Source organism: Nonomuraea spiralis, from assembly GCF_014648435.1.
In the GTDB taxonomy this organism is placed as follows: Bacteria; Actinomycetota; Actinomycetes; order Streptosporangiales; family Streptosporangiaceae; genus Nonomuraea; species Nonomuraea spiralis.
Window position 1 is genome coordinate 37,172 of sequence record NZ_BMRC01000026.1, and the last position, 21,698, is coordinate 58,869.

Below are 21,698 nucleotides of genomic sequence, written 5' to 3' on the forward strand. Positions count from 1 at the left end.
GCCCGCTCCTGACCCACCTCACCGCGTCCGCCCGCTGTTGGGCTCGCCTTACCGCGCCCGGTCGCGGGTGAGCAGCAGGGCCGCGAGCAGCGCCCCCAGCAGGGCGGACCCCGCGCCCACCAGGAACGGCGCCGACTCCCCGAACCGCTGCCCGGCCACCCCCGCCACCCCCGACCCGGCCGCGGCGCCCATCCCCACGGCCGTGGACAACCACCCGAACGCCTCCCCCTGCGCCCCCGGCGCGAACCGGTCCACCAGCAGCGACGACGTGGTCAGCGCCGGGTTCAGCACCAGCCCGCCGGCGAAGAGCACCATCCAGAACACCGGTAACGACCCGGCCACCGCCAGCGGCGCCAGGACGACCCCGAGCACCAGCATCAATCCCACCAGCCGCGCCCCAGGCGAGGACGCCCACGTACGCGCCCCGTACCCGGCCGCCCCCGCGATGCCGCCCAGCGAGAGCGCCGCCACCAGCAGCCCGGCGGCGGCGGGCACATCCCGGGCCGCGGCCAGCGCGGGCGCCCCCACCTGGAGCGCGCCGATGGTCCCGCCGAGCAGGAACACCACGGCCAGCAACACGAACATCCCGCGGTCCCCGAACACCCGACCGCCCTCCCGTACGGGAGCCGCCCCGCCCACCCGCAGCGCCCGGGAGAAGGCCAGCGTGCCCGCCCCGGTGGCCACCGCCACCACTCCCAGCGCCAGCGAGGACGAGGCCACCGCGATCACCAGCCCGAACAGCAGCGGCCCGACCAGCATGGCCAGCTCCTGCACCAGGTAGACCAGGCTGTAGACGGCGGTGCGACCGGCGTCGGCCGCCCGCCGCCCCCACTCGACGCGCATGCTCACCGAGATCGGCGGCAACCCCGCCCCCGCGACCCCGGCCAGCACCACGTACGCCCACACCGGCCACCCGGCCGCCGCCCCGGCGACCAGCGCGATCAGTGCGGCGACGTGCAGGAACGCCGTCGTCGCGAGCACCGCCCGAGCGCCGCGCCGGTCGATGAGCCGCCCCTGCACGGGCCTGGCCGCACCCGCGCCGACCGAGAACGCCGCCGCGCACGTGCCCGCGAGCGCCAGCGACCCGGTCGCCGCCTGGACGACCAGCACCATTCCCACGGGCGCGACCTGCTGGGTGAGCTGGGACAGAAAGCCGAACACGGCCTGCGGGCCCACGCCGGGCAGCCGAACCAGCGCACGATATGGCACATTCCATCCCATAACCCCACGCTTACCCCAAGATCCCACCCTCGACCCCGCTCACACACGCAGGGCTGCCGAGGTCAGGCGGGGGCGAGGGGGACCGCTTATGTGCGCGGAGGTGCCGAGGTCAGGTGGGGGCGAGGGTGGTGGCCACTGTGCGCAGGGTCGCGAGCAGTGGGCGGAGCAGCGGGTGGGCTTCGGAGCCTCGGCGGGTCGCGGCGAAGACGCGGCGGTCGGGCCCCTGCGTGTGGCGTACCACGACGCCCGGCAGCGCCATGTCCCGAAGCGCGAGCCGAGGTACGAGCGCCACCCCCGCGCCCGCCCCCACCAGCGCCACCACCGCGCGGAAGTCGTCGGAGCAGTGGACGACGTTGGGCGTGAAGCCCACCTGCTGACAGGCGAACGTGATGACGTCATGCACGGGATTGCCCGGGTAGGGACCGATCCAGGTGTCGGCGGCGAGCGACACCAGCGTGGCCGACTCCGCCCCCGGATGCCCCTCGGGCAGGACGAGGTCGAACGGTTCGGCGTAGAGCGGGATGCGCGACAGCCGCTGGTCGGCGACGTCGGGGCCGCCCCGGTACTCGACCGTCACGGCCAGGTCGACCCTGCCGTCGAGCAACATGGCGAGGCTGTGGTCGCCCTCGGCGTCGAGCACCCGGACCTGGAGGCGGGGCGAGGTGGCCCGCAGGACGGCGATGGCGGGGGAGAGCACGGCGCTGATCGCGGTGGCGAAGCAGGCCACGGTCACCTCGCCGGCCTCGCCCGTCGTGTACGCGGCCACCTCGGCCTCGGCGCGTTCGAGCTGGGCCAGCACCTCGTTGGCGTGGCCCAGCATGATCTTGCCCACGGCGGTGAGGTGCACGCCGCGGCCGTCGCGGGTGAACAGCCGGTGGCCCACCTCGTGCTCCAGCGCCACGAGCTGCTGGGAGACCGCCGACGGGGTCAGGTGCAGCGCGGCCGCGGCGGCGGTGACCGTGCCGTGGTCGGCCACCGCCCGCAGGGTCCGCAACCGCCGCGGGTCGATCACGCGCGTCCCTCACCGCGTGAGGCGGCCTCGCTCGCCATCCGCCGCCGCCTTCCCCCGCTCAGGGCGCCTCGCCACCGCCGCTGCTTCAGGCGACGGCACCTTCTCGGGGGAGAATACTCAACCTCGGCGGGCCTGCACGAACGCCGCCACGGCCCGGTCGACGTCCTCGGCCGAGTGGGCGGCCGAGAGCTGCACCCGGATCCGGGCCTGGCCGTGCGGCACGACGGGGTAGGAGAAGCCGACCACGTAGACGCCCAGGCCGAGGAGGCGTTCGGCCATGGCCCCGGCCTCGGCGGCGTCGCCGATCATCACGGGCACGATCGGGTGCTCGCCCGGCAGGATGTCGAACCCGGCCTCGGTCATCGCGCTCCGGAACCGCGCGGTGTTCGCGCGAAGCTGCTCGCGGGCCTCGCTGGAGGTCTCCAGCAGGTCGAGGATGCGCAGCGAGGCGGCGGCGATGACGGGGGCCAGGGAGTTGGAGAACAGGTACGGCCGCGAGCGCTGGCGCAGCAGCTCGCAGATCTCCTTGCGGGCCGCGACGTAACCGCCGCTGGCGCCGCCGAGCGCCTTGCCGAGGGTGCCGGTGATGATGTCGACCCGGTCGGTCACGCCGTGCAGCTCGGGCGTGCCGCGGCCGGTGGGGCCGACGAAGCCGACGGCGTGGGAGTCGTCCACCATGACCATGGCGTCGTACCGGTCGGCCAGGTCGCAGATCTCGCGCAGCGGGGCGAGGTAGCCGTCCATGGAGAAGACGCCGTCGGTGACGATCAGCCGGCGGCGGGCGTCGGACGCCTCCTTGAGCCTGGCCTCCAGCTCGGCCATGTCGCGGTTGGCGTAGCGGAAGCGCTGGGCCTTGGAGAGCCTGATGCCGTCGATGATGCTCGCGTGGTTGAGCGCGTCGGAGATCACCGCGTCCTGGGCGTCGAGCAGGGTCTCGAACACGCCGCCGTTGGCGTCGAAGCACGAGCTGTAGAGGACGGTGTCCTCCATGCCCAGGAAGTCCGAAAGGCGCGACTCCAGCTCCTTGTGCACCTCCTGGGTGCCGCAGATGAACCGTACGGAGGCCATGCCGAAGCCCCAGCGGTCGAGCGCCTGCTTGGCCGCCTCGACCACCTCGGGGTTGTCGGCCAGGCCCAGGTAGTTGTTGGCGCAGAAGTTCAGCACCTCGTGGCCGGCCACGCCGACCTGCGAGCTCTGGGGGGTGGTGATCACCCGCTCGGGCTTGAGCAGCCCGGCCTCGGTGATCTCGTCGAGCGTCGTACGCAGCTGCTCGCGCACGTTCGTGAACATCAAGCGCTCCAATCCAGGATGACCTTGCCCGTACGGCCGCTGGCGGCCGTGTCGAAGGCGGCGTCGAAGTCGTGGTACGGGAACCGGTCCGTGATCACCGGGGAGAGGTCGAGGCCCTTCTCCAGCAGGACGGACATGTTGTACCAGGTCTCGAACATCTCGCGCCCGTATACGCCCTTGATGGTGAGCATCGAGGTCACGACGGTCGCCCAGTCGATCGGGAACTCCTCGGCGGGAAGGCCGAGCATCGCGATCTTCCCTCCGTGCGTCATGTTCGCGATCATGGAGCGCATGGCATCAGGGTTACCCGACATCTCCAGGCCCACGTCGAAGCCCTCGCGCATGCGGAGCTGGCTCATGCCCTCGCCGATCGAGGACCTGGAGATGTTGAGCGCGAGCGAGACGCCGAGCTTGCCGGCCAGGGCGAGGCGTTCGTCGCTGACGTCGGTGATCATCACGTTGCGGGCGCCGACGTGCGCGGCCACGGCCGCCGCCATCAGCCCGATCGGGCCGGCGCCGGTGATCAGCACGTCCTCGCCGACCAGCGGGAACGACAGCGCGGTGTGCACGGCGTTGCCGAACGGGTCGAAGATGGCCGCCACGTCGGGATGAACGGGAACCCGGTGCACCCAGACGTTCGAGGCGGGCAGCGTGACGAACTCGGCGAACGCGCCGTCCCGGTTCACGCCGAGGCCGACCGTGTTACGGCACAGGTGCCGGCGTCCGGCCATGCAGTTGCGGCACTTGCCGCAGACGATGTGGCCTTCGCCGCTCACCAGGTCGCCGACGGAGATGTCCTCCACGCCGGGCGCGACCTCGACCACGTGGCCGCAGAACTCGTGCCCGACGACGAGCGGGAGCTTCAGCGTGTGCCGCGCCCAGTCGTCATATTTGCGGATGTGCAGGTCGGTGCCACAGATGCCGGTACGCAGCACCCGGATCTTCACCTCGCCCGGACCGATCTCGGGCTCCGGCACGTCCACCAGCCAAAGGCCGGGCTCGGCCTTCTGCTTGACCAGCGCTTTCATCGTTCAATTCCCCCTGTTCCGAACCTAACGCACTGTGCCCGCTCCCCTCCGGACCTGTCCATCGAGGGATTCTTAAGTGCCCCCACAGCTCAGCTTCACGCGACAGCGGGACCAGGCACAATTACGAAATAAGCTTGAAGATGACCTGGCAGTCGACTCGGAGGTATTGGTGCGACAGCAGAGCGGCGACGCCTCCCTTCTGCGCAAGCTCAACTCGGCGGCCGTCCTGCGCGTGCTGCGCGGGGCCGACGTGGCCACGCTGTCCGAGCTGGCCAGGGCGGCCCGCGTGTCCAGGCCGACGGCCGAGGTCATCGTCGACGACCTGGTCACCGAGGGCTGGGCCGAGGAGTGCGAGGAGGAGGCCGGCGACCGCCAGCGGGGGCGTCCGGCCAAGCGGTTCAGGTTCCGGGCCTCGTCCGGCCACGTGCTGGGCGTCGGCATCGGCGGGTCCAGCCTGCGCGCGATGGTCGCCGACCTGAACGGCACGATCACGGCCACCCGCCGCGCGCCCAACCACCGTGACATGCCGGCCTCCGAGCGGCTCGACGCGGTCGTCGCGCTGGCCGAGGCCACCGCCGCCCAGGCCGGGCTGGCCCTCGCGGACGTCACCGCCGTCGGCGTGGGCACGACCGGCACGGTCGACGGCTCGGGGCGCGTGGTGAAGAGCATCGCCCTGTCCGACTGGACGGGCCTCGACCTCCAGGGCGAGTTGTCGGCGCGTATCCCGGTGCCGGTCCTCGTCGAGAACGACATGCGCCTCGCCGTCCTGGCCGAGCACTGGCGCGGCGCGGCCCGGGGCCGTGACGACGTCGTCTACCTGTTCACCGGCGACCGCATCGGCATGGGCCTGCTCATCGGCGGGCGGCCGTACCGGGGGGCGCACGCGGCCGGGGGCGAGATCGGCGCCCAGCCGCACAACAACTGGATCGCCTTCCGGCACGTCCTGGAGTACGCGATGGCCGTCGAGCCGGGGGAGCTGCGTTCCAGCCGGCAGAGCGCCGAGTTCGCGATCGCCCGGGCCCGCGCCGGGGACGAGCGGGCGGGCCAGGCGGTCAGGGAGTTCGCCCGCGGCCTGGCGGCCGGCCTGATCACGGTGGTCAACCCGCTCGACCCGGACATGGTGGTCATCGGCGGCAGCCTGTCCTCGGCCGGAGACCTGCTGGTCGAGCCGGTACGCGAGCTGTTCGAGGAGTACTGCCTCTACCCGCCGGAGGTGGTGGCGTCGGGGCTGGGCAGCGAGTGCATCACCCTGGGCGCGGTCCGCTTCGCCCTCGACCAGGCCGATCGCCTGCTTTTTACGTAGACGACTTGGTTAATTAGGTAACCGTTCTGTCACGGCCATGTCGCTGAGCGACATCGATCCAGCAGTCATGCTCAGATCTGATCGCTTTAAGCTAGTTATTTGCATAAATCGGTACTAGCCTCCAGCCATCCCGACCCGACTGGAGGTGAGCGTGTGGCGGCTGTCACCCTGCTTGAGCGGCTGAAGCGCGACTGGACCCTGCTGGCGCTGTGCCTGCCCGGCGTCCTGTACTTCGTGGCCTTCTTCTACGTGCCCCTGCTGGGCAACGTCATCGCGTTCAAGGACTACGCGCCGTTCCTCGGCATCGCGGGCAGCCCCTGGGTGGGCCTGGACAACTTCGTGATGCTGCTGGAGGAGCCCGAGTTCTGGAGCGCGGTCGGCAACACCCTGCAGATCACGGCGCTCCAGCTCGTCCTCTACTTCCCGGCCCCGATCGCGCTCGCGCTCCTGCTGAACTCCCTGATCGGCCATCGCATCAAGCGGTTCATCCAGACCGTCGTCTACCTGCCGCACTTCCTGTCGTGGGTGGTCGTGGTCGCGATGTTCCAGCAGGTCATCGGTGGCGCCGGCACGGTCAGCTCGTTCCTGAACTCGCACGGGATCACCATCGGCAACCTGATGTCGAACGCGGACACGTTCAAGCTGCTCGTGACCGCCCAGGTGATCTGGAAGGACTGCGGCTGGGGCACGATCATCTTCCTGGCCGCGATCACCGCGATCGACATGAGCCAGTACGAGGCCGCCGCGATCGACGGCGCCGACTGGAAGCGCCGCCTGTGGCACGTCACGCTGCCCGGCATCCGCTCGGTCATCCTCATGATGCTCATCCTGCGCCTGGGCGACATCCTGTCCGTCGGCTTCGAGCAGATGGTCCTGCAACGGGAGGCCGTCGGCGCCGGAGCGGCCGAGGTCATCGACACCTACGTCTACTACCACGGCATCCGTGACGGTGACTGGGGCATGAGCACCGCGGCCGGCCTCATGAAGGGCCTCATCGGCGCGGCCCTCATCTACGCGGCGAACAAGCTCGCGCACCGCTTCGGAGAGCAGGGGATCTATCGATGAGGCCGCCGTGGATGGAGCGCCCGACCGTGGCCGGGCGCACGCTCAAGTTCGTCGTGCTGACCACGATCACCGTGGTCGTGTTGTACCCGTTCGGGCTGGCCGTGGGCACGAGCCTGATGGGACGCGCGGAGAGCATCGCCAACGGCGGCAGCTACGTGCTCTGGCCCACGCACCCCACGTTCGAGGCGTACTCGCTGATCCTGTCCGGCGGCGCGGTCACCCGGTCGGTGCTGATCAGCATCGGCATCACGCTCACCGGCACCGCGCTCAGCCTGATCTGCACGGTCTTCCTCGGCTACGCGCTGTCCCGGCGCGGCATGCTCGGCGGCAAGCCGATCCTGCTCATGGTGCTGGCCACGTTCCTGTTCACGCCGGGCATGATCCCGAGCTACCTCATGGTCAAGGAACTCGGGATGATCGACACCTACCAGTCGCTCATCGTCCCGGTGCTGGTCAACGCGTTCAACGTGGTCGTCGTCAGGTCGTTCTTCCAGAACCTGCCCGAGGAGCTGTTCGAGGCCGCCCGCATGGACGGGTGCGGCGAGTTCCGGATGATGTGGCGCATCGCGATCCCGCTGTCCAAGGCGGTGATCGCCGTCGTCGGCCTGTTCTACGCGGTCTCGTACTGGAACACCTTCTTCAACGCGATCCTCTACATCAACGACCAGACCAAGCATCCGATCCAGGTCGTGTTGCGGCAGTTCATCTTCCGCGGCACCTCGGCCACGGGCTCCGACGTCGCGATCGTGCGCGACCTGCCCGCCTCGTCGGTGCAGATGGCGGTGCTCATCATCGCGCTCGTACCGATCCTGCTCGCCTACCCCTTCCTCCAGAAGTACTTCACCAAGGGCGTCCTCACCGGCGCCATCAAGGGCTGAGAACCCGGGAGCACCAAATGTCATCCATCATGTCCCGTCGTGGATTCCTCGGACTCGCGCTCGCCGGCGTCACGGTCGCCGGGCTGTCGGCCTGCGGAGGTGAAGGCGGCGGCGCCGCAGGCGTGAAGAAGGGCGGCGCCGAGCTGTCCAAGAAGCTGGTGCTGCCGACGTACACGGCTGCCAAGATCCCCACGCCCGACCTGCCGATCGACGCGGGCCAGGACCCGGCGTACCTGAAGTACCCGAACGAGCTGGTCAAGTCCGTCGCCGCCGCGCCGGGCGACGGCAAGAAGATCACCTCGCTCACCCAGACCTGGGACGTCGCGCCGCCCGCGCCCGGCCAGAACACCTACCTCCAGGAGCTGGGCAAGGCCCTCGGCTCCGAGTGGAGCATGAACATCGTGGTCGGCGACGGCTACCCCGACAAGTTCAACGCCATCATCGCCAGCGACGACCTGCCCGACCTGGTCTGGTTCCCGCCGAACCAGGGCCTGCAGCGGGTGCCCGAGCTGCTGGAGGCCAAGTTCCACGACCTGACCTCGTACCTGAGCGGCGACGCGATCAAGAAGTATCCGAACCTGGCGAACCTGGGCGACGTGACCTGGAAGTCCGCGGTCACCGACGGGAAGTTGTACGGCGTCGCGGTGGCGTACAGCAGGTTCGGGCAGGTGTTCCTGGTCAACCAGGACTACTGGCAGCCGGTCGGCGGCACGGCGTTCACCGGCGCCGACGACTTCCTGGACAAGGCCAAGCAACTGCTCGACGTGAAGAAGAACAACTACCCGCTCGAACCGTCCTACTACAACCACGTGCACATGTTCAGCCACTGGTACGGCGCCCCCAACACCTGGCGGCTGGCCGGCGGCAAGCTGACCCACCAGTTCGAGACGCCGGAGTACCAGGCCGCGCTGGAGCTCGCGGTCAAGTGCTTCAAGGCGAACCTGTTCTGGCCCGACCCGGCCCTGTCCACCATCAAGGACAAGGTCGCCAACGGCCAGATCGGCGCGTACGTCGAGTCGTTCCCCGGCTTCCTCAACGACGCCAAGACCCAGAAGTACAACCTGGGCGCGATCGTGCCCTTCGCGGCCACGCCGTCGTCCAAGCCCGTCTACAACGCCGGACTGGGCTCGGTCGGCTTCACCTCCATCAGCAAGAAGGTGGACCCCAAGCGCATCGAGACCCTGCTCGGCGTGCTCAACTACCTGACCGCGCCGTTCGGCACGGAGGAGTACCAGCTCGTCAACTTCGGCGTCGAGGGCACCCACTTCACCAAGAAGGACGGCGACCTCGCCTTCACCGACAAGGGCACGGCCGAGGTGCCGACCACGCAGCAGCCGCTCTCGTTCGTGATCGGGTCGCCGTCCGCGCTCTTCCTGCCCGGCCAGCCGGAGCGTACGAAGCTCATCCACGAGTTCGAGACCAAGGTCGCACCGATGCTTCAGGAGCGCGTCACCACCGGCCACTTCTCGGACGCCTACACCCAGAAGAACGGCGAGCTGAGCACCATGGGCAAGGACATGGTCGACGACATCGTGACCGGCCGCAAGTCGATGTCGGACTGGCCGGCGTTCGTCAAGAAGTGGCTGAGCAAGGGCGGCGAGGCGATGCGGGCCGAGTACGAGGCCTCCATCGCCAAGGGCTGACCGATCTACCGTTTGAAAGGACACTTGTGGAAGACCTGCGCATCGGAGTCATCGGCCTGGGGCTGCGGACGAGTCTCGCCGTAGCCGCGAACCGGCCCGGCAAGGGCTCGGTCGTGACCGCGCTGTGCGACTCCGACCCGGCAGCGCTCAAGAAGCAGGCAGGGCGGTTCGAGGCGGAGTTCCTGACCGGGGACTACCGCGAACTGCTCGACCGGCCGGATCTCGACGCGATCGTCGTCAACACCCCCGACGACACGCACGAGCGCCTCGCGATCGACGCACTCCAGGCCGGCAAGGCCGTCTACCTGGAGAAGCCGATGGCCATCACCGTCGAGGGCTGCGACAACATCCTGCGCGCCGCCCGCGACAGCGGCACCCGCCTGTACGTGGGGCACAACATGCGCCACATGGGCGTCGTACGGCTGATGCGCGACATCATCACCAAGGGCGTCATCGGCGAGCCGAAGACCGTCTGGGTGCGCCACTTCGTGTCCTACGGCGGTGACTACTACTTCAAGGACTGGCACGCCGACCGCACCCGTACCACGGGCCTGCTGCTGCAGAAGGCGGCGCACGACCTCGACGTGATCCACTGGCTGGCCGGCGGCTACACCACCCGCGTGAACGCCCTCGGCGACCTGATGCTCTACGGCGACCTGCCGCGCCGCGCGCCCGGGACGCCCCGGCCGGAGGGCTGGTTGCAGGAGTTCGAGTGGCCGCCCACCAAGCGGGAGAACCTGCACCACGTGATCGACGTCGAGGACGTGTCGGTCATGAACATGCGCCTGGACAACGGCGTCATCGCCGCCTACCAGCAGTGCCACTTCAGCCCCGACTACGTGCGCAACTACACGGTCATCGGCACGGAGGGGCGCCTGGAGAACTTCGGCGACGGCCCGGGGGACACGGTCAAGGTGTGGAACACCGGCCCCACCTCCTACCGGGACGACTGCGACATCGCCTACCGGGTGCCGGCCGCGCAGGGCTCGCACGGCGGCGCCGACACGCAGGTCATGGACGAGTTCTGCAGGTTCGTCAGGGACGGCGGCGCGACCGACACCTCACCCGTGGCGGCCAGGATGAGCGTGGCCGCCGGGTACATGGCCACGATGTCGCTGCGCGACGGCGGCATGCCGTACGACGTGCCGCCGCTCGACCCGGAGCTGGCCGCGTACTTCGACAACGGCCAGCGCTGAGCCGCCGCGGGCCGCGCGGGGGAACCCGCGCGGCCCGGCGGGATCAGCGCTCGGCGTCCTTGCGGTCGCGCTCGCGGTCCATGCCCGGGAACGGGGACGGCTCGTCGACGGCCTGGGTGAGCTGGCGCGGGCCCTTGTGGCCCTCGGCGTCCTGCGCGTCGGCGACCGCCTCGGCCGCCGCCTCCGAGGCCGCCGCGATCTCCTTGTCGAGCTCCTCCGACGGCCGCGGCTCCTCCTCGCGGGTGGCGGCCGACTTGGGCAGGGCCTCGGTGAACGCCTTCGAGACGCCCTGGAGCGCCGAGGTGACCTCGCTCGGGATGACCCAGAACGTGTTGCCGCTGCCCTGGGCGAGCTGCGGCAGCACCTGGAGGTATTGGTAGGCCAGCAGCTTGGGGTCGGGGTCGTTGCGGTGGACGGCCTGGAAGACCTGGTCGATGGCGCGCGACTGGCCCTCGGCCTCCAGGATGGCGGCCGAACGCTGGCCCTCGGCACGCAGGATGCGGCTCTGCTTGTCACCCTCGGCGGTGAGGATCTGCGACTGGCGCTGGCCCTCGGCGTTGAGGATCGCGGCCCGCTTGTCGCGCTCGGCCCGCATCTGCTTCTCCATCGCGTCCTTGATGGTCTTGGGCGGGTCGATGGCCTTGACCTCGACGCGGTTGACGCGGATGCCCCACTTGCCGGTGGCCTCGTCGAGCACGCCGCGCAACTGGCTGTTGATGGTGTCGCGCGAGGTGAGCGTCTTCTCCAGGTCCATCGAGCCGATCACGTTACGCATGGTGGTGACCGTGAGCTGCTCTATTGCCTGGATGTAGTTGGCGATCTCGTACGCCGCCGCCCGGGGGTCGGTGACCTGGAAGTACAGGACGTTGTCGATCTCGACGACCAGGTTGTCCTCGGTGATGACCGGCTGCGGGCGGAACGTCACCACCTGTTCGCGCAGGTCGATCATCGGGTAGACGCGGTCGACGTACGGGATGACGAAGTTGAGACCCGGCTTGAGCGTACGGTGGTAGCGGCCGAGCCGCTCCACGTTGCGAGCACGGGCCTGCGGCACGATCCGCACCGCCTTGAGCACGGTGAACGCGGCGAAAAGGATGATCAGCAGTCCGACTATCAGCAACGGGTCCATGTGGTCACTCCCGTGGATACACGAGGGCCGTGGCGCCCTCGATCTCGATGATGTCGACGGTCGCCCCGGCGGGGATCACCAGGGTCTCGTCATATGCGCGTGCTGACCACTCCTCACCCCCGATGCGGACCCGCCCGTCGCGGCCCGTGACCTCCGAGACCACGTACGCGGGCTTGCCGACGAGGGCCTCCACGCCGAAGCGCGGCAACTGAGGCTGCTGGAGGTGGCGGATGGCGAGCGGGCGGAGCACTACCATGCCGGCCGCCGACGACAGGGCGAACACGAGGATCTGCAGAGGAACGGGCAGCCCGATGGCGGCGGTCACGGCGGTCAGGAGAGCGGCCACGCCCAGGAGCCCCAGCGCCGCCGTGAGAGTGAACAGTTCGGCCACGCCGAGGACGACTGCGAGGATTACCCAGATGATCCATTCATCCATGCTCCGGCCCTCCTGAAGGTATAACGGGCCTGTGTACGGGCCTGGTTCCCCCTTACCACCGTAATCCCGGAATCTCGGTCACGGCACCCGTCACCCCCTCTCAGGGGGCGCGCAACGCGCTTCCCAGGAGCCATTTGTCCCACGGGAGCTGCCAGTAACCCCATCCGTTGTCCCATTCCAGCTCGCGGGACGTGCCGGTGATCAGGACGGGGTCGCCGCGCAGCGAACCGGCGTAGAACCAGGTCGCCTGGTCGGGACGGGCGTTGATGCAGCCATGGCTGACGTTTTCCCTGCCCTGTGCCCAGACGTTGTCCTTGGCGTGCACGTATTCGCCGCTGTTGGAGATGCGTACGGCGTGCTCGATCAGCAGGTCGTAGTAGCCGGGGTCGCCCTTGGAACGGCCTGGCGAGATCATGCGGACCGGGTTTCCCTTGTCCATGGTCAGGTGCATGCCGCTGGTCGTGGTGTATTCGCGGGTGGTGGCCATGCCGGCGCTGATGGCCATCTGCTGCACGACCTTGCCGTCGCGGCGCACGACCATCTGGTGTGACCTGGTGTCGACGGTGCTGGTCTGCCTGCGGCCCACGGTGAAGGCGAAGGTGGAGTCGAGGGTGCCGTAGACGCCCGGCGCGGGGTGCACGCCGGCCAGGTGGGCGCTGACCATCACCTGCTGGCCGGAGGCCCAGAACCGCCGGGTGCGGTAGACCACCTGGGTGTCGCTGGTCCACCGCCACGCGCCCTCGGCCGGGGCCTTCGTGGTGACCTCCAGCGCGCGTTCGACGGCCGCCTTGTCCTGGATCGGGCTGTCGAAGTCGAGGACGACCGGCATGCCCACGCCGACGGTCTCGCCGGGCAGCGGCGCGAAGGAGGCCACCCCGAACGTGTGCTCGGCGGCGCGGGTGCGCAGGCGGCCCATGGCGACCGTGGACGGGCCGTTCTCGCCCGCGGCCGTGGCGGTCACCGTGTACTCGGTCGCGGGCTTGAGCGCCCAGTCGGAGCGCCAGGTGGTGTGGGAGGCGTCGAGCCGGCCCGGGACGTGCTCGCCTCCCGCGTAGACCAGGACCTGGGTCAGCCGCCCGCCCTGCGCCGTGATGACCAGGCCCTTGTCGGGACGGGCGTGCTTGGAGTCGAGGGCGGGGGAGACGTGCACGACGGCGGGCGCGCCCGGTGACTCCGAGACGGGACCGCAACCGCAGCAGGCCAGGAGAAAGGCGACACATACGATCGCGGCCCGCCGCATGTCACTCTCCGAGGGCTTTCCGAGGGAAGGGGAGTTCCCAGGGTAGCGGTGAGCGACGGCTTGAGCACCTTGAGTTACCTATACGATTTTTCCGGTCACCTCGCCCAATGTCAGGGTGCCGGCGGTGGCTCGGATCGTCACCGTGTCGCCGTCCTGGAGGAAGGTGCGGGTGTCGCCGCCCGGCAGCTTGATCGGGTCGGCGCCGTTCCAGGTCAGCTCGATGAGCGAGCCGCGTTCGTCGCTCTCGGGGCCGGAGATCGTGCCGCTGGCGAACAGGTCGCCGGTGCGCAGCGAGGCGCCGTTCACGGTCATGTGGGCGAGCATCTGGTCGGGCGTCCAGTACATGCTCGGGTACGGCGGACGCGAGATCACCTCGCCGTTGAGCACGACCTCGACGGCGATGTCCAGCCCCCAGTCGCTCTGCCTGCGCAGGTAGTCGAGCGGCGCCGGGTCCTGCGGACGGCCGGGGATCCTCGGCAGCGCCTCCAGCGGCGTGACCCACGGTGAGACCGAGGTGGCGAACGACTTGCCCAGGAACGGGCCGAGCGGCACGTACTCCCACGCCTGGATGTCGCGCGCGCTCCAGTCGTTGACCAGCGTCACCCCGAACACGTGGTCCTCGAACGCCCCGGCCGGCGAGCCGAGCTCGGACGGCACGCCGACCACGAACCCCAGCTCGGCCTCGATGTCGAGCTTGGCGCACGGCCCGTAGACACCGGCTCTGAGCTGCCCGTGGGGGCGGCGGACCGGCGTGCCCGACACGACGACCGTGCCCGACCTGCCGTGGTAGCCGACGGGCAGGTGACGCCAGTTGGGCAGCAGCGGTTCGGAGTCGGGGCGGAAGATGCGGCCGATGTTGCTCGCGTGGTCCAGCGAGCAGTAGAAGTCGACGTAGTCGGCCACCTCGAACGGCATGTGCAGCCGCACCTGGTCGAGCGGGATCAGGTGGCTCTCGGTGACCGAGGAGTCGCCGGTCAGCTTGTTCTGGATGAGCACCCTGGTGTCGTGCCAGGCCGTACGGCCCCTGGCCATGAACGGGTTGAGCGAGGGGGCGGCGAACACCTCGTCGTGCAGCGCGGCGGCCAGGTCGAGCACCTTGTCGCCGTACCTGACGCCCACTCTCGGCGGCTCGCCCTGGCGGGAGAACACTCCGTAGGGCAGGTTGTCCACTCCCCAGCTCACTGAATCACTCCTAGTGTCCGCAGGTCCTCGATGGGCGTGCTGGTGCTGCACGAGCCGTAGCTGACCAGCAGCCGCCGTGCCCGCTTGGCGGTCTCCTCCGTCACGGCCTCGGCCAGGCGTACCAGGTGGCCGACGTCGGTGGTGCGCAGCACGGGCGCGGGGTCGCGGCCCTCGACCGCCTCGCAGACCGCCAGCAGCAGGTTGAGGAAGCCGTGCCGGTCGACGCCGAGGGTCGGGTCGAAGTGGCGTACCGCGTGGTGCAGTCCGGCCGTGGCCTTGAACGGGATGTCGCCTTCGACGCAGGACCGGATGAACGCCGCCAGGTGCTCCACCGCCGGGAACGCCTCGGCCTTCAGCCCGCCGCAGCGCACCTTCAGCCCCACGCCGTCGGGCACCCCGGTGATCCGCTTCTGCGGCGAGACCTCGACGAACAGCCGTACGTGGGCGGGCAGGTCGAGGCGCCGGGCCAGGTCGGCGACGGACTCGTCGTCGTCGAGCCGGATCTCCACGAAGTCCACCGGCAGGTCGCCGAACTCGGGGAGCTGCGGCGTGTCCACGATCAGCCCGATGCGCCGCGGCCGGTAGGCGTGCGCGCGCAGCCGGTCGAGCCGGCCGGTCGGGCAGAGGAACCGGTGGGTGAGCACGTCGTCGCCGCGCTCCAGGTCGCGCTGGTTGCGGTCCAGCGCCTCGTCCATGTGCAGCGAGGTCGGCGGGAACAGCCCGGCGTCGTCGACCAGTTCGGTGTAGAGGGTCATCGTGCCCAGGTCCATGCGTAGCCGGGATCCTCGCAGGACAGGGCGCCCGGTGCGAGGTCGAGCGGGCGGAAGGTGTCGACCATCACGGCCATCTCGCTCGTGGTGGTGACCCCGCGCGAGACCGCGTCGATCACCGCCTCGACCGCGCCGGGCTGCGGCCCGTGCGTGAAACCGGCCGGGTGCAGCGAGACCGAGCCGACGTCGATGCCCGAGCCCTGGCGCGCGGTGTAGTCGCCGCCCACGTAGAACATGAACTCGTCGGAGTCCACGTTGTGGTGGTTGTACGGGATCGGGATGGCCTCGGGGTGGTAGTCGAGCGGCCGCGGGCAGAACGAGCAGACCACGAACCCGGGCCCTTCGAACGTCTGGTGCACCGGCGGCGGCGCGTGCGTCTTCTTCACGATCGGCTCGAAGTCGTTGATGTTGAAGGCGTACGGATAGAGGTAGCCGTCCCAGCCGACCACGTCGAACGGGTGGTTGCGGTAGACGAGCCTGGTCAGGCCGCCCCGCGTACGGACCAGGACCGGCACCTCCTCGCCCTCGACGAGCAGGGTCTGCGACGGGCCGCGCAGGTCGCGTTCGCAGTACGGCGCGTGCTCCAGGAGCTGCCCGTACTGGGACAGGTAGCGCTTGGGCGGCCTGATGTGCCCGGACGCCTCGATGGCCAGCACGTTGACCTGCCCGTCGGGCACCCAGCGGTGGATCGTGCCGGTCGGGACGACGACGTAGTCGCCCTCGCCGGCCTCGATGACCCCGTACGTGGACTCGAAGCGGACCGAGCCGCGCTGCACGTAGACGCATTCGTCGCCCATGGAGTTGCGGTAGAGCTCGCTGGGCCGGTCGCTGGTCGCGTACGACAACCGGACGTCGCCGTTGCCGGCGAGCAGGATGCGGCCGTTCACCAGGTCACCCGCGCCGGCCAGCTCCTGGGTGCGGAAGTGGCGCGGGGACAGCGGCAGGTTGGGCTCCAGCCGGGTGCCGGACGCAGGCGGCGTGACCGCCTCGGCCTTGATGATCGCGGTGGGCAGGTAGCGGTGGTAGAGCAGCGAGGAGTCCGACGAGAACCCCTCCTCGCCCATCAGCTCCTCGGCGTAGAGGCCGCCGTCCGGCCGCCTGAACTGCGTGTGCCGCTTGCGGGGCACTTCTCCAACGACGCGGTAGTACGGCATCCGCCCTCCATGGTGTCCGATTAACGGACGAATGTGTCCTCTATACGTACCTACCGTCTGCCATCGGTGTGGAGATGTCAACCCAGGGCCGCGCTCAGCTCGGCGGCGGCCGCCACCACGAGCGGTCCCGTCTCCTCCTCCAGCGGTCCGAACGTCACCACCCCCACCGAGGCCTCCAGCCACGGCAGTCCGGTCACGGGCGCGGCGATGCCCCGCGCCCCCTCCTGCAACTGCCCCTCCGTCACGAGGTATTCGTCGCGCCCCTCGCGCAGGGCCAGGATCGCCCGGCCCGCCGCGCCTTTCGCCAGCGGATGGCGCGACCCCTCGCGATAGGCCACGTGCATGTCGGTCCAGGACGGCTCCACCACCGCCACCGCCAGCCCGTCGTCGCCCTCGGCCACCGTCAGGTGCGCGGTCGCCCCCACCTGCTCGGCCAGCCGCCGCAGCGTCGGCACCGCCGCCGCCCGCAACAACGGCTGTACGGCCTGGGCCAGCACGAGCAGCCCGAACCCCAGATGCACCCGCCCTTCGGCGTCCCGGCGGACGAACCCCTCGTTCAGCAGCGTCGTCAGCAGCCGGTAGACCACCGGCCGGCTCAGTGACAACTCGGTGCTCAGCTCGGTCGGGGTGCGCCCGCCCTTGCCGTCGGCGAGCAGGCGGAGCAGGCGGAGCCCGCGTTCGAGGGTCTGGGCGGATTCGGCGGCCATGGCATCGATTATGGAGTGGCGGGCGGCCAGTGAAAGAGCACGGTGAGGGGGTACGTAGGGACGAGAAGCGTCGGGGGGTAATGATGCGGCAAAGGTGGCTGTTCCTGGTTGCCGGGCTGGCCCTGTGCGCCCTGCCGCCGGCCGTGCCGTCGCTCACGACGCCACTCGCGTACATGGCGAGGGAGACCCTTATCGACCCGCCGGCCGACCCGGCGGGCGAGCGGCTGGTCGAGGGCACCTTCTACCTCACCCAGGGCATCTCGGTGAGCCAGTGGCTGCTGCCCGTCGCCAAGGGGGTGACCTTCCGGGCCGGCTACGTCGCCGTGGGGGTCAGGATCGACGCGGGCGGGCACCTGACCGGCACACCCTCGCGCGTGGGCACGTTCATCGCCCCGGTCCGGATCTGCGCCGGGGAGTCGTGCGAGGAGCAGCTCATCACCCTTGTCGTGTTCGGCAACGTGCCGTGGGAGCCGCGCGCGCTGACCTTCCCCGGCCGGGTCGGCGCGACGATCAACGGTGAGATCGGCGTCAACGGCGGCCCGCAGGGCGTGACCCCGACCTTCACCGTGACCGACCACGCCAAGCTGCCCGGGGGCGTGTCGATCGGCCCCGACGGTCACGTGGGCGGGGTGCCCGAGGCGGCCGGCATCTCCGAGGTGCCGGTGCGTATCTGCGTGGCGGGCAACTGCGCGGGCGTCGTGGTGCGGTTGATCATCATTTGAGCCCTTGCGCGGGCGCGGGTTCTGCGGTCACGGTGGTTCCATGAAATCGGTCATTGTGGTCGGAGCCGGGATATGGGGGTCGTCCTTGGCGTTGCGGCTGGCCGAAACCGGCTGGCAGGTGACCCTGGTCGAACAGCACAAACCCGGACACGTACGGCAGGCCAGCGCGGGCGAGACGCGACTCCTGCGCTGCGCGCACGGCGACGACGAGTGGTACGCGCGGCTGGCCTGGGAAGCGCGGGAGGGCTGGCGGCGGCTGGGCGAACGGGCCGGCGAGGAGCTGTTCCTGGAGTCGGGCATGGTGTGGTTCGCGGGCCGGCCGGACGGATGGGAGCACGCCAGCGCCCGGGTGCTGAAGAACCTGGACATCCCCGGCGAGGTGCTCGACCCGGCCGACGGCCGGCGCTTCTTCCCCGACTACCGCGGCGACGACCTGAGCTTCCTGCTCTGGGAGCCGCACGCCGGCGTGCTCAGGGCCAGGCGGGCCACGCAGGTGACCGCCGGGCTGGCCCTCGCGGCCGGCGTACGCCTGGTCAGGGGGCGGGCCGTGCCCGTGCCCGGGGAGAGCGCGGTCGAGGTGGACGGCGAGGTCCGGCGGGCCGACCGGGTCGTGTGGGCGTGCGGGGCCTGGTTGCCGGGCCTGTTCGACGTACCGGTCGCGGTGACCAAGCAGGACACTTTGCACTTCGCGGTGCCCGCCGCGTGGTCGGTCCCCGAGACGCCCGCCTGGGTGGACTACGGTGCCTCCGCCTACGGGCACGGCGACGTGGACGGGGTGGGCATGAAGGCCACGTCCGACGCGGAAGGGGGGCCGTACGAGCCGGAGGGCGGCAGCCGCGTGGTGGACGCCTCCTCCGTCGAGCAGGCCCGGGGCTACCTGCGGCGCAGGTTCCCCTCGCTGGCCGACGCGCCGGTGTTGTTCAGCCAGGTCTGCCAGTACACGCTCACGCCCGACGCCGAATGGATCATCGCCGAGGAGTCGCCCGGCGTGTGGCTGCTCGGCGGCGACTCCGGGCACGGGTTCAAGCACGCCCCCGCCCTGGCCGCGTACGTGGCCGCGATCCTCGACGGCGAGCGCGTGCCCGAGCCGCGCTTCGGGCTCGGCCACGAGCGCGCCGTCGCCCGCGGCCTGCGCACGAGCGGTGATCTCGGGGTAGGGCCGGCCTCACCAGGATTCGGGGGACGGCGGGCGTGATCCGCGCGGTCGCGCGGCGCAGACTTCCCCTGTAACCGAACGAACAGGGAGCCCGCCATGACCACCGCACTCGACCAGAAATCCCGCCGGCCTCAGCCGTCCGGCCCGCCGCCCGTCGTGCACGCCGCCGCACTGCTGTGGTTGTCCGCCGTCGCGGCGGGGGTGTTCGAGACCGTGCTCGCGGTCGGCAGGGAGCTGAGCGAGGGCGCCTCTGTCATCGACCTGCTGCCCGGCGCCGGTCTCCGGGTGGCCGTCTTCACCGCGGCGGTCCTCCTGGCGCTGCGGATGCGCGGGGGCAGCAATTGGGCCAGGCTGACGCTGGCCGTCACGCTCGGCGTGTTCGGCACGTTGTCGCTGGTCGTGGGGCCCGTCCAGTGGCTGCTGCACGGCGGCTCGATCGCGGAGGCCGCGGCCGGGGCCGACGCGGTGGCCTGGCTCTTCACGATCAGCCGCGTCCTGCATCTGACGGCCGTGCTCGGGGCCGTGACGCTGATGTTCCAGCCGAGGGCGAACGCCTGGTTCCGGTCAGCGTGAGACCGGCTCGGGCGCGCGCAGGTTGCGCACCCCGGGCGCGAGCAGCGCGGCGAGCGTGGACAGCACGACGAGGGCGGCGCAGCCGAGCAACGCCCCCTCGGTGCCGAAGACCTTCGCCGCGGGACCGGCCAGCATCAGCCCGATCGGCCCGAACATCAGGGACCCGAGCATGTCGTACGAGCTGACCCGCGACAGCGACTCCGGCGGCACCTCCCGCTGCATCGTCGTCTGCCACAACACGCCGAACACGTCGAAGCACACACCCAGCACGAACGCCCCCGCCACGGTCGCCCACAGCGGCGCGTCCAACCCGAGCAGCAGGTACGGCAGCGCCGTCGGCAGGCAGATCAGCGTCCCGAACAGGATCGGCCTACGCGGACGCAGCCGCAACGACACCAGCACCCCGGCGATCGTCCCCACGGCCTCGCCCGCCAGGAACGCCGACCAGGCCGCCGGACCGCCCAGGCTCTCCTTGGCCAGCAGCGGCCCGAGCACGCCGTGCCCGGCCTGGAGCGCCATCACCAGCACCGAGAACTGGGCGACCACCACCCAGAGCCACTGACGGGAGCTGAACTCCCGCCACCCGTCGCGCAGGTCCGCCAGCACCGAGTGCCGCTCCGCCCGCGCGCGCTCGGCGGAGGTCAGGCGCAGCATCGCGATCAGCACCCCGGCCAGCGCGAACATCGCGCCGCTGACCAGCAGGGCCCACCCGCCGCCGAACAACATCACCGTGCCGCCGCTCAGCACCACCCCGGCCACGCGCGAGGCGTTCGCGCCCAGCCCGAGCAGCACGTTCCCGGCCTGCAGCCGGTCGGCGGGCACGACCTCGGGGATGATGCCGCTCAGCGCCGGGAACATGATCGCGGTGCCCACGCCGGTGGCCGCCGCCGCCACACCCATGGCGGTCAGCGGGGTCCAGCCGGACAACATCATCGCGGCCAGCGCGAAGTAGCCCAGCGCCATGAGCAGCTCGCCGGCCATCATCACCCGCTGCCGCGGCAGCCGGTCCGCGATCACCCCGCCGACCAGCATGAACGCGATCATGGGCAGCGACTGGGCGGTGAGCACCACCGACAACGTCGTGGCGTCCGCGCCCGGCAGGCCGAGCACGCCGAAGGCGAGCGCCACGGGCGCGAAGGCGCTGCCGAGCACGGAGATGGTCCGTGCGGACAGCAGCAGGGCGAACTTGCGGTCGCGGAGCAGCCCAAGATCGTGGAGATAGCTGTGCACTGGGCTGGTCCCCTCGAAAACGGTCAAATCTGCATCATTCTGCCGTCATTCGCGGGGTGCTGTCGTCCCAATATTTGTCATGGCGGTGACAGGAAATGTCGGGAAAAGTGCTGCTTGCTGGCAAGAATCGCGCCGGCTTCTCCCGTAATTTGCTCCCGTGGACGGCGAGGAGGCCAGGCGTGGCTGACACACGGCCGTGCGGGGGACGTCCGGCGGTGAGGGCGCCCTTGTCGGAGTCCGCGGGCCGCCTGGTCCATTGCGGCAGGTGGATGCTGGTGGTGCTGACCCTGGCGGTGGCCGTGCTCGCCGTGCCCCTGGGGGCGGGGCTGTTCGGACGGATGGGTGGCGGCTTCGAGGTCCCGCGCTCCGCCCACTCGTACGACGCGCCCGACGTCGTCGCCCCGTACCGGCGTCCCACGGTGGGCGGCGGGGTGATCGGCTCGCTGGTGTTGCTGGTGGCGAGGTGTCTCGTGAGGGCCGTTCACCGGCGGCCGTCCCGCCGCCCTTCGGTGGCCGAGCGGGATCCGCTTCCGTCCGCCGGTTCAGGGGGAAACGTGCCTGTATTCAAACGCCCCTGCAGTTCCCCGGTGGAGCGGCGGGCCGAGGCGCGTCCCGGCTGGGTGCGGGTGACGCGGGGCCGTACGAGGGTGGTGCGGGCGGACCCCGACGGATCGGGCTGGACCTGGGTGGACGTGGACACGTGAGCACCCCGGCCACTCCTCGTGCGCGGGCCGGCGCGACCCGGCTCCGGGCTGCGCGCCGC

Annotated in this window: 21 protein-coding genes; 9 read left to right on the plus strand and 12 right to left on the minus strand. The window is 70.5% G+C overall.

Going from position 1 to position 21,698, the window contains the following annotated elements; all coding sequences use genetic code 11:
- Positions 1 to 48 precede the first annotated feature (48 nt).
- The 4 genes from IEZ27_RS41440 to tdh form a co-directional block, all read right to left on the minus strand.
- Entirely contained in the window at positions 49 to 1,209 is a 1,161-nt protein-coding gene (locus IEZ27_RS41440; RefSeq protein WP_189652269.1) for an MFS transporter, read from the minus strand.
- Positions 1,210 to 1,330: 121 nt separating this feature from the next.
- Positions 1,331 to 2,233: a LysR family transcriptional regulator gene (locus IEZ27_RS41445; protein WP_189652270.1), complete on the minus strand. Its 903-nt coding sequence runs from the start codon at positions 2,231 to 2,233 to the stop codon at positions 1,331 to 1,333.
- A gap of 117 nt (positions 2,234 to 2,350) precedes the next feature.
- Positions 2,351 to 3,523, minus strand: a complete 1,173-nt coding sequence (locus IEZ27_RS41450) for a glycine C-acetyltransferase (RefSeq protein ID WP_189652271.1) — start codon at positions 3,521 to 3,523, stop codon at positions 2,351 to 2,353.
- On the minus strand, positions 3,523 to 4,551 hold the full coding sequence (gene tdh / locus IEZ27_RS41455) for an L-threonine 3-dehydrogenase (protein WP_189652272.1): 1,029 nt from the start codon (positions 4,549 to 4,551) through the stop codon (positions 3,523 to 3,525). Before tdh ends, IEZ27_RS41450 begins: the two co-directional genes overlap by 1 nt.
- 169 nt (positions 4,552 to 4,720) lie before the next feature.
- Here tdh and IEZ27_RS41460 point away from each other — a divergent pair, with 169 nt between their 5' ends.
- From IEZ27_RS41460 to IEZ27_RS41480, 5 genes are all read left to right on the plus strand, one after another.
- Positions 4,721 to 5,854, plus strand: coding sequence for an ROK family protein (locus IEZ27_RS41460; protein WP_189652273.1), 1,134 nt, complete (start codon positions 4,721 to 4,723; stop codon positions 5,852 to 5,854).
- Between the two features lie 153 nt (positions 5,855 to 6,007).
- The gene (locus IEZ27_RS41465; protein WP_229824807.1) at positions 6,008 to 6,919 is read left to right on the plus strand and encodes an ABC transporter permease; all 912 of its coding nucleotides are present in this window, start codon (positions 6,008 to 6,010) and stop codon (positions 6,917 to 6,919) included.
- Positions 6,916 to 7,797: a carbohydrate ABC transporter permease gene (locus IEZ27_RS41470; protein WP_189652274.1), complete on the plus strand. Its 882-nt coding sequence runs from the start codon at positions 6,916 to 6,918 to the stop codon at positions 7,795 to 7,797. Before IEZ27_RS41465 ends, IEZ27_RS41470 begins: the two co-directional genes overlap by 4 nt.
- A gap of 17 nt (positions 7,798 to 7,814) precedes the next feature.
- Positions 7,815 to 9,440: a type 2 periplasmic-binding domain-containing protein gene (locus tag IEZ27_RS41475; protein WP_189652275.1), complete on the plus strand. Its 1,626-nt coding sequence runs from the start codon at positions 7,815 to 7,817 to the stop codon at positions 9,438 to 9,440.
- A 26-nt stretch (positions 9,441 to 9,466) separates the two neighbouring features.
- The gene (locus IEZ27_RS41480) at positions 9,467 to 10,636 is read left to right on the plus strand and encodes a Gfo/Idh/MocA family protein (protein ID WP_189652276.1); all 1,170 of its coding nucleotides are present in this window, start codon (positions 9,467 to 9,469) and stop codon (positions 10,634 to 10,636) included.
- 43 nt (positions 10,637 to 10,679) lie between these two features.
- Here the strand turns inward: IEZ27_RS41480 and IEZ27_RS41485 are convergent, their stop codons facing one another.
- The 7 genes from IEZ27_RS41485 to IEZ27_RS41515 all read right to left on the minus strand — a co-directional run bounded on the left by IEZ27_RS41485 (position 10,680) and on the right by IEZ27_RS41515 (position 17,254).
- Complete coding sequence (locus IEZ27_RS41485; RefSeq protein WP_189652277.1) at positions 10,680 to 11,765, minus strand: SPFH domain-containing protein; 1,086 nt, start codon at positions 11,763 to 11,765, stop codon at positions 10,680 to 10,682.
- 4 nt (positions 11,766 to 11,769) lie between these two features.
- Complete coding sequence (locus IEZ27_RS41490) at positions 11,770 to 12,201, minus strand: NfeD family protein (RefSeq protein ID WP_125647518.1); 432 nt, start codon at positions 12,199 to 12,201, stop codon at positions 11,770 to 11,772.
- Positions 12,202 to 12,301: 100 nt separating this feature from the next.
- Positions 12,302 to 13,441, minus strand: coding sequence for a L,D-transpeptidase (locus IEZ27_RS41495; RefSeq protein ID WP_189652278.1), 1,140 nt, complete (start codon positions 13,439 to 13,441; stop codon positions 12,302 to 12,304).
- A 78-nt stretch (positions 13,442 to 13,519) separates the two neighbouring features.
- Positions 13,520 to 14,623 (minus strand): fumarylacetoacetase, encoded by a 1,104-nt coding sequence (gene fahA / locus IEZ27_RS41500; protein ID WP_189652279.1) that lies wholly within the window; start codon positions 14,621 to 14,623, stop codon positions 13,520 to 13,522.
- The gene (locus IEZ27_RS41505) at positions 14,620 to 15,393 is read right to left on the minus strand and encodes a hypothetical protein (RefSeq protein WP_229824808.1); all 774 of its coding nucleotides are present in this window, start codon (positions 15,391 to 15,393) and stop codon (positions 14,620 to 14,622) included. Before IEZ27_RS41505 ends, fahA begins: the two co-directional genes overlap by 4 nt.
- On the minus strand, positions 15,375 to 16,547 hold the full coding sequence (locus IEZ27_RS41510; RefSeq protein WP_189652280.1) for a homogentisate 1,2-dioxygenase: 1,173 nt from the start codon (positions 16,545 to 16,547) through the stop codon (positions 15,375 to 15,377). Before IEZ27_RS41510 ends, IEZ27_RS41505 begins: the two co-directional genes overlap by 19 nt.
- 77 nt (positions 16,548 to 16,624) lie before the next feature.
- Positions 16,625 to 17,254, minus strand: coding sequence for a helix-turn-helix domain-containing protein (locus tag IEZ27_RS41515; RefSeq protein WP_125647530.1), 630 nt, complete (start codon positions 17,252 to 17,254; stop codon positions 16,625 to 16,627).
- Between the two features lie 80 nt (positions 17,255 to 17,334).
- Here IEZ27_RS41515 and IEZ27_RS41520 point away from each other — a divergent pair, with 80 nt between their 5' ends.
- The 3 genes from IEZ27_RS41520 to IEZ27_RS41530 are packed head-to-tail and all read left to right on the plus strand — an operon-like array spanning position 17,335 to position 19,705.
- A complete protein-coding gene (locus tag IEZ27_RS41520) occupies positions 17,335 to 17,976 on the plus strand; it encodes a hypothetical protein (protein WP_189652281.1) in 642 nt (213 codons plus the stop codon).
- 40 nt (positions 17,977 to 18,016) lie between these two features.
- Complete coding sequence (locus IEZ27_RS41525) at positions 18,017 to 19,171, plus strand: NAD(P)/FAD-dependent oxidoreductase (protein WP_189652282.1); 1,155 nt, start codon at positions 18,017 to 18,019, stop codon at positions 19,169 to 19,171.
- Positions 19,172 to 19,228: 57 nt separating this feature from the next.
- Positions 19,229 to 19,705 carry a hypothetical protein gene (locus IEZ27_RS41530; RefSeq protein ID WP_189652283.1) on the plus strand — a complete coding sequence of 159 codons (477 nt, stop codon included), beginning with the start codon at positions 19,229 to 19,231 and terminating at the stop codon, positions 19,703 to 19,705.
- On the opposite strand, the gene IEZ27_RS41535 is transcribed toward IEZ27_RS41530, so the two are convergent.
- On the minus strand, positions 19,697 to 20,935 hold the full coding sequence (locus IEZ27_RS41535) for an MFS transporter (RefSeq protein ID WP_189652284.1): 1,239 nt from the start codon (positions 20,933 to 20,935) through the stop codon (positions 19,697 to 19,699). The two genes, IEZ27_RS41530 and IEZ27_RS41535, sit on opposite strands and share 9 nt — an antisense overlap.
- A 179-nt stretch (positions 20,936 to 21,114) precedes the next feature.
- On the opposite strand from IEZ27_RS41535, the gene IEZ27_RS41540 reads away from it, so the two are divergent.
- The gene (locus tag IEZ27_RS41540; protein WP_189652285.1) at positions 21,115 to 21,639 is read left to right on the plus strand and encodes a hypothetical protein; all 525 of its coding nucleotides are present in this window, start codon (positions 21,115 to 21,117) and stop codon (positions 21,637 to 21,639) included.
- The last annotated feature ends 59 nt before the right edge of the window (positions 21,640 to 21,698 follow it).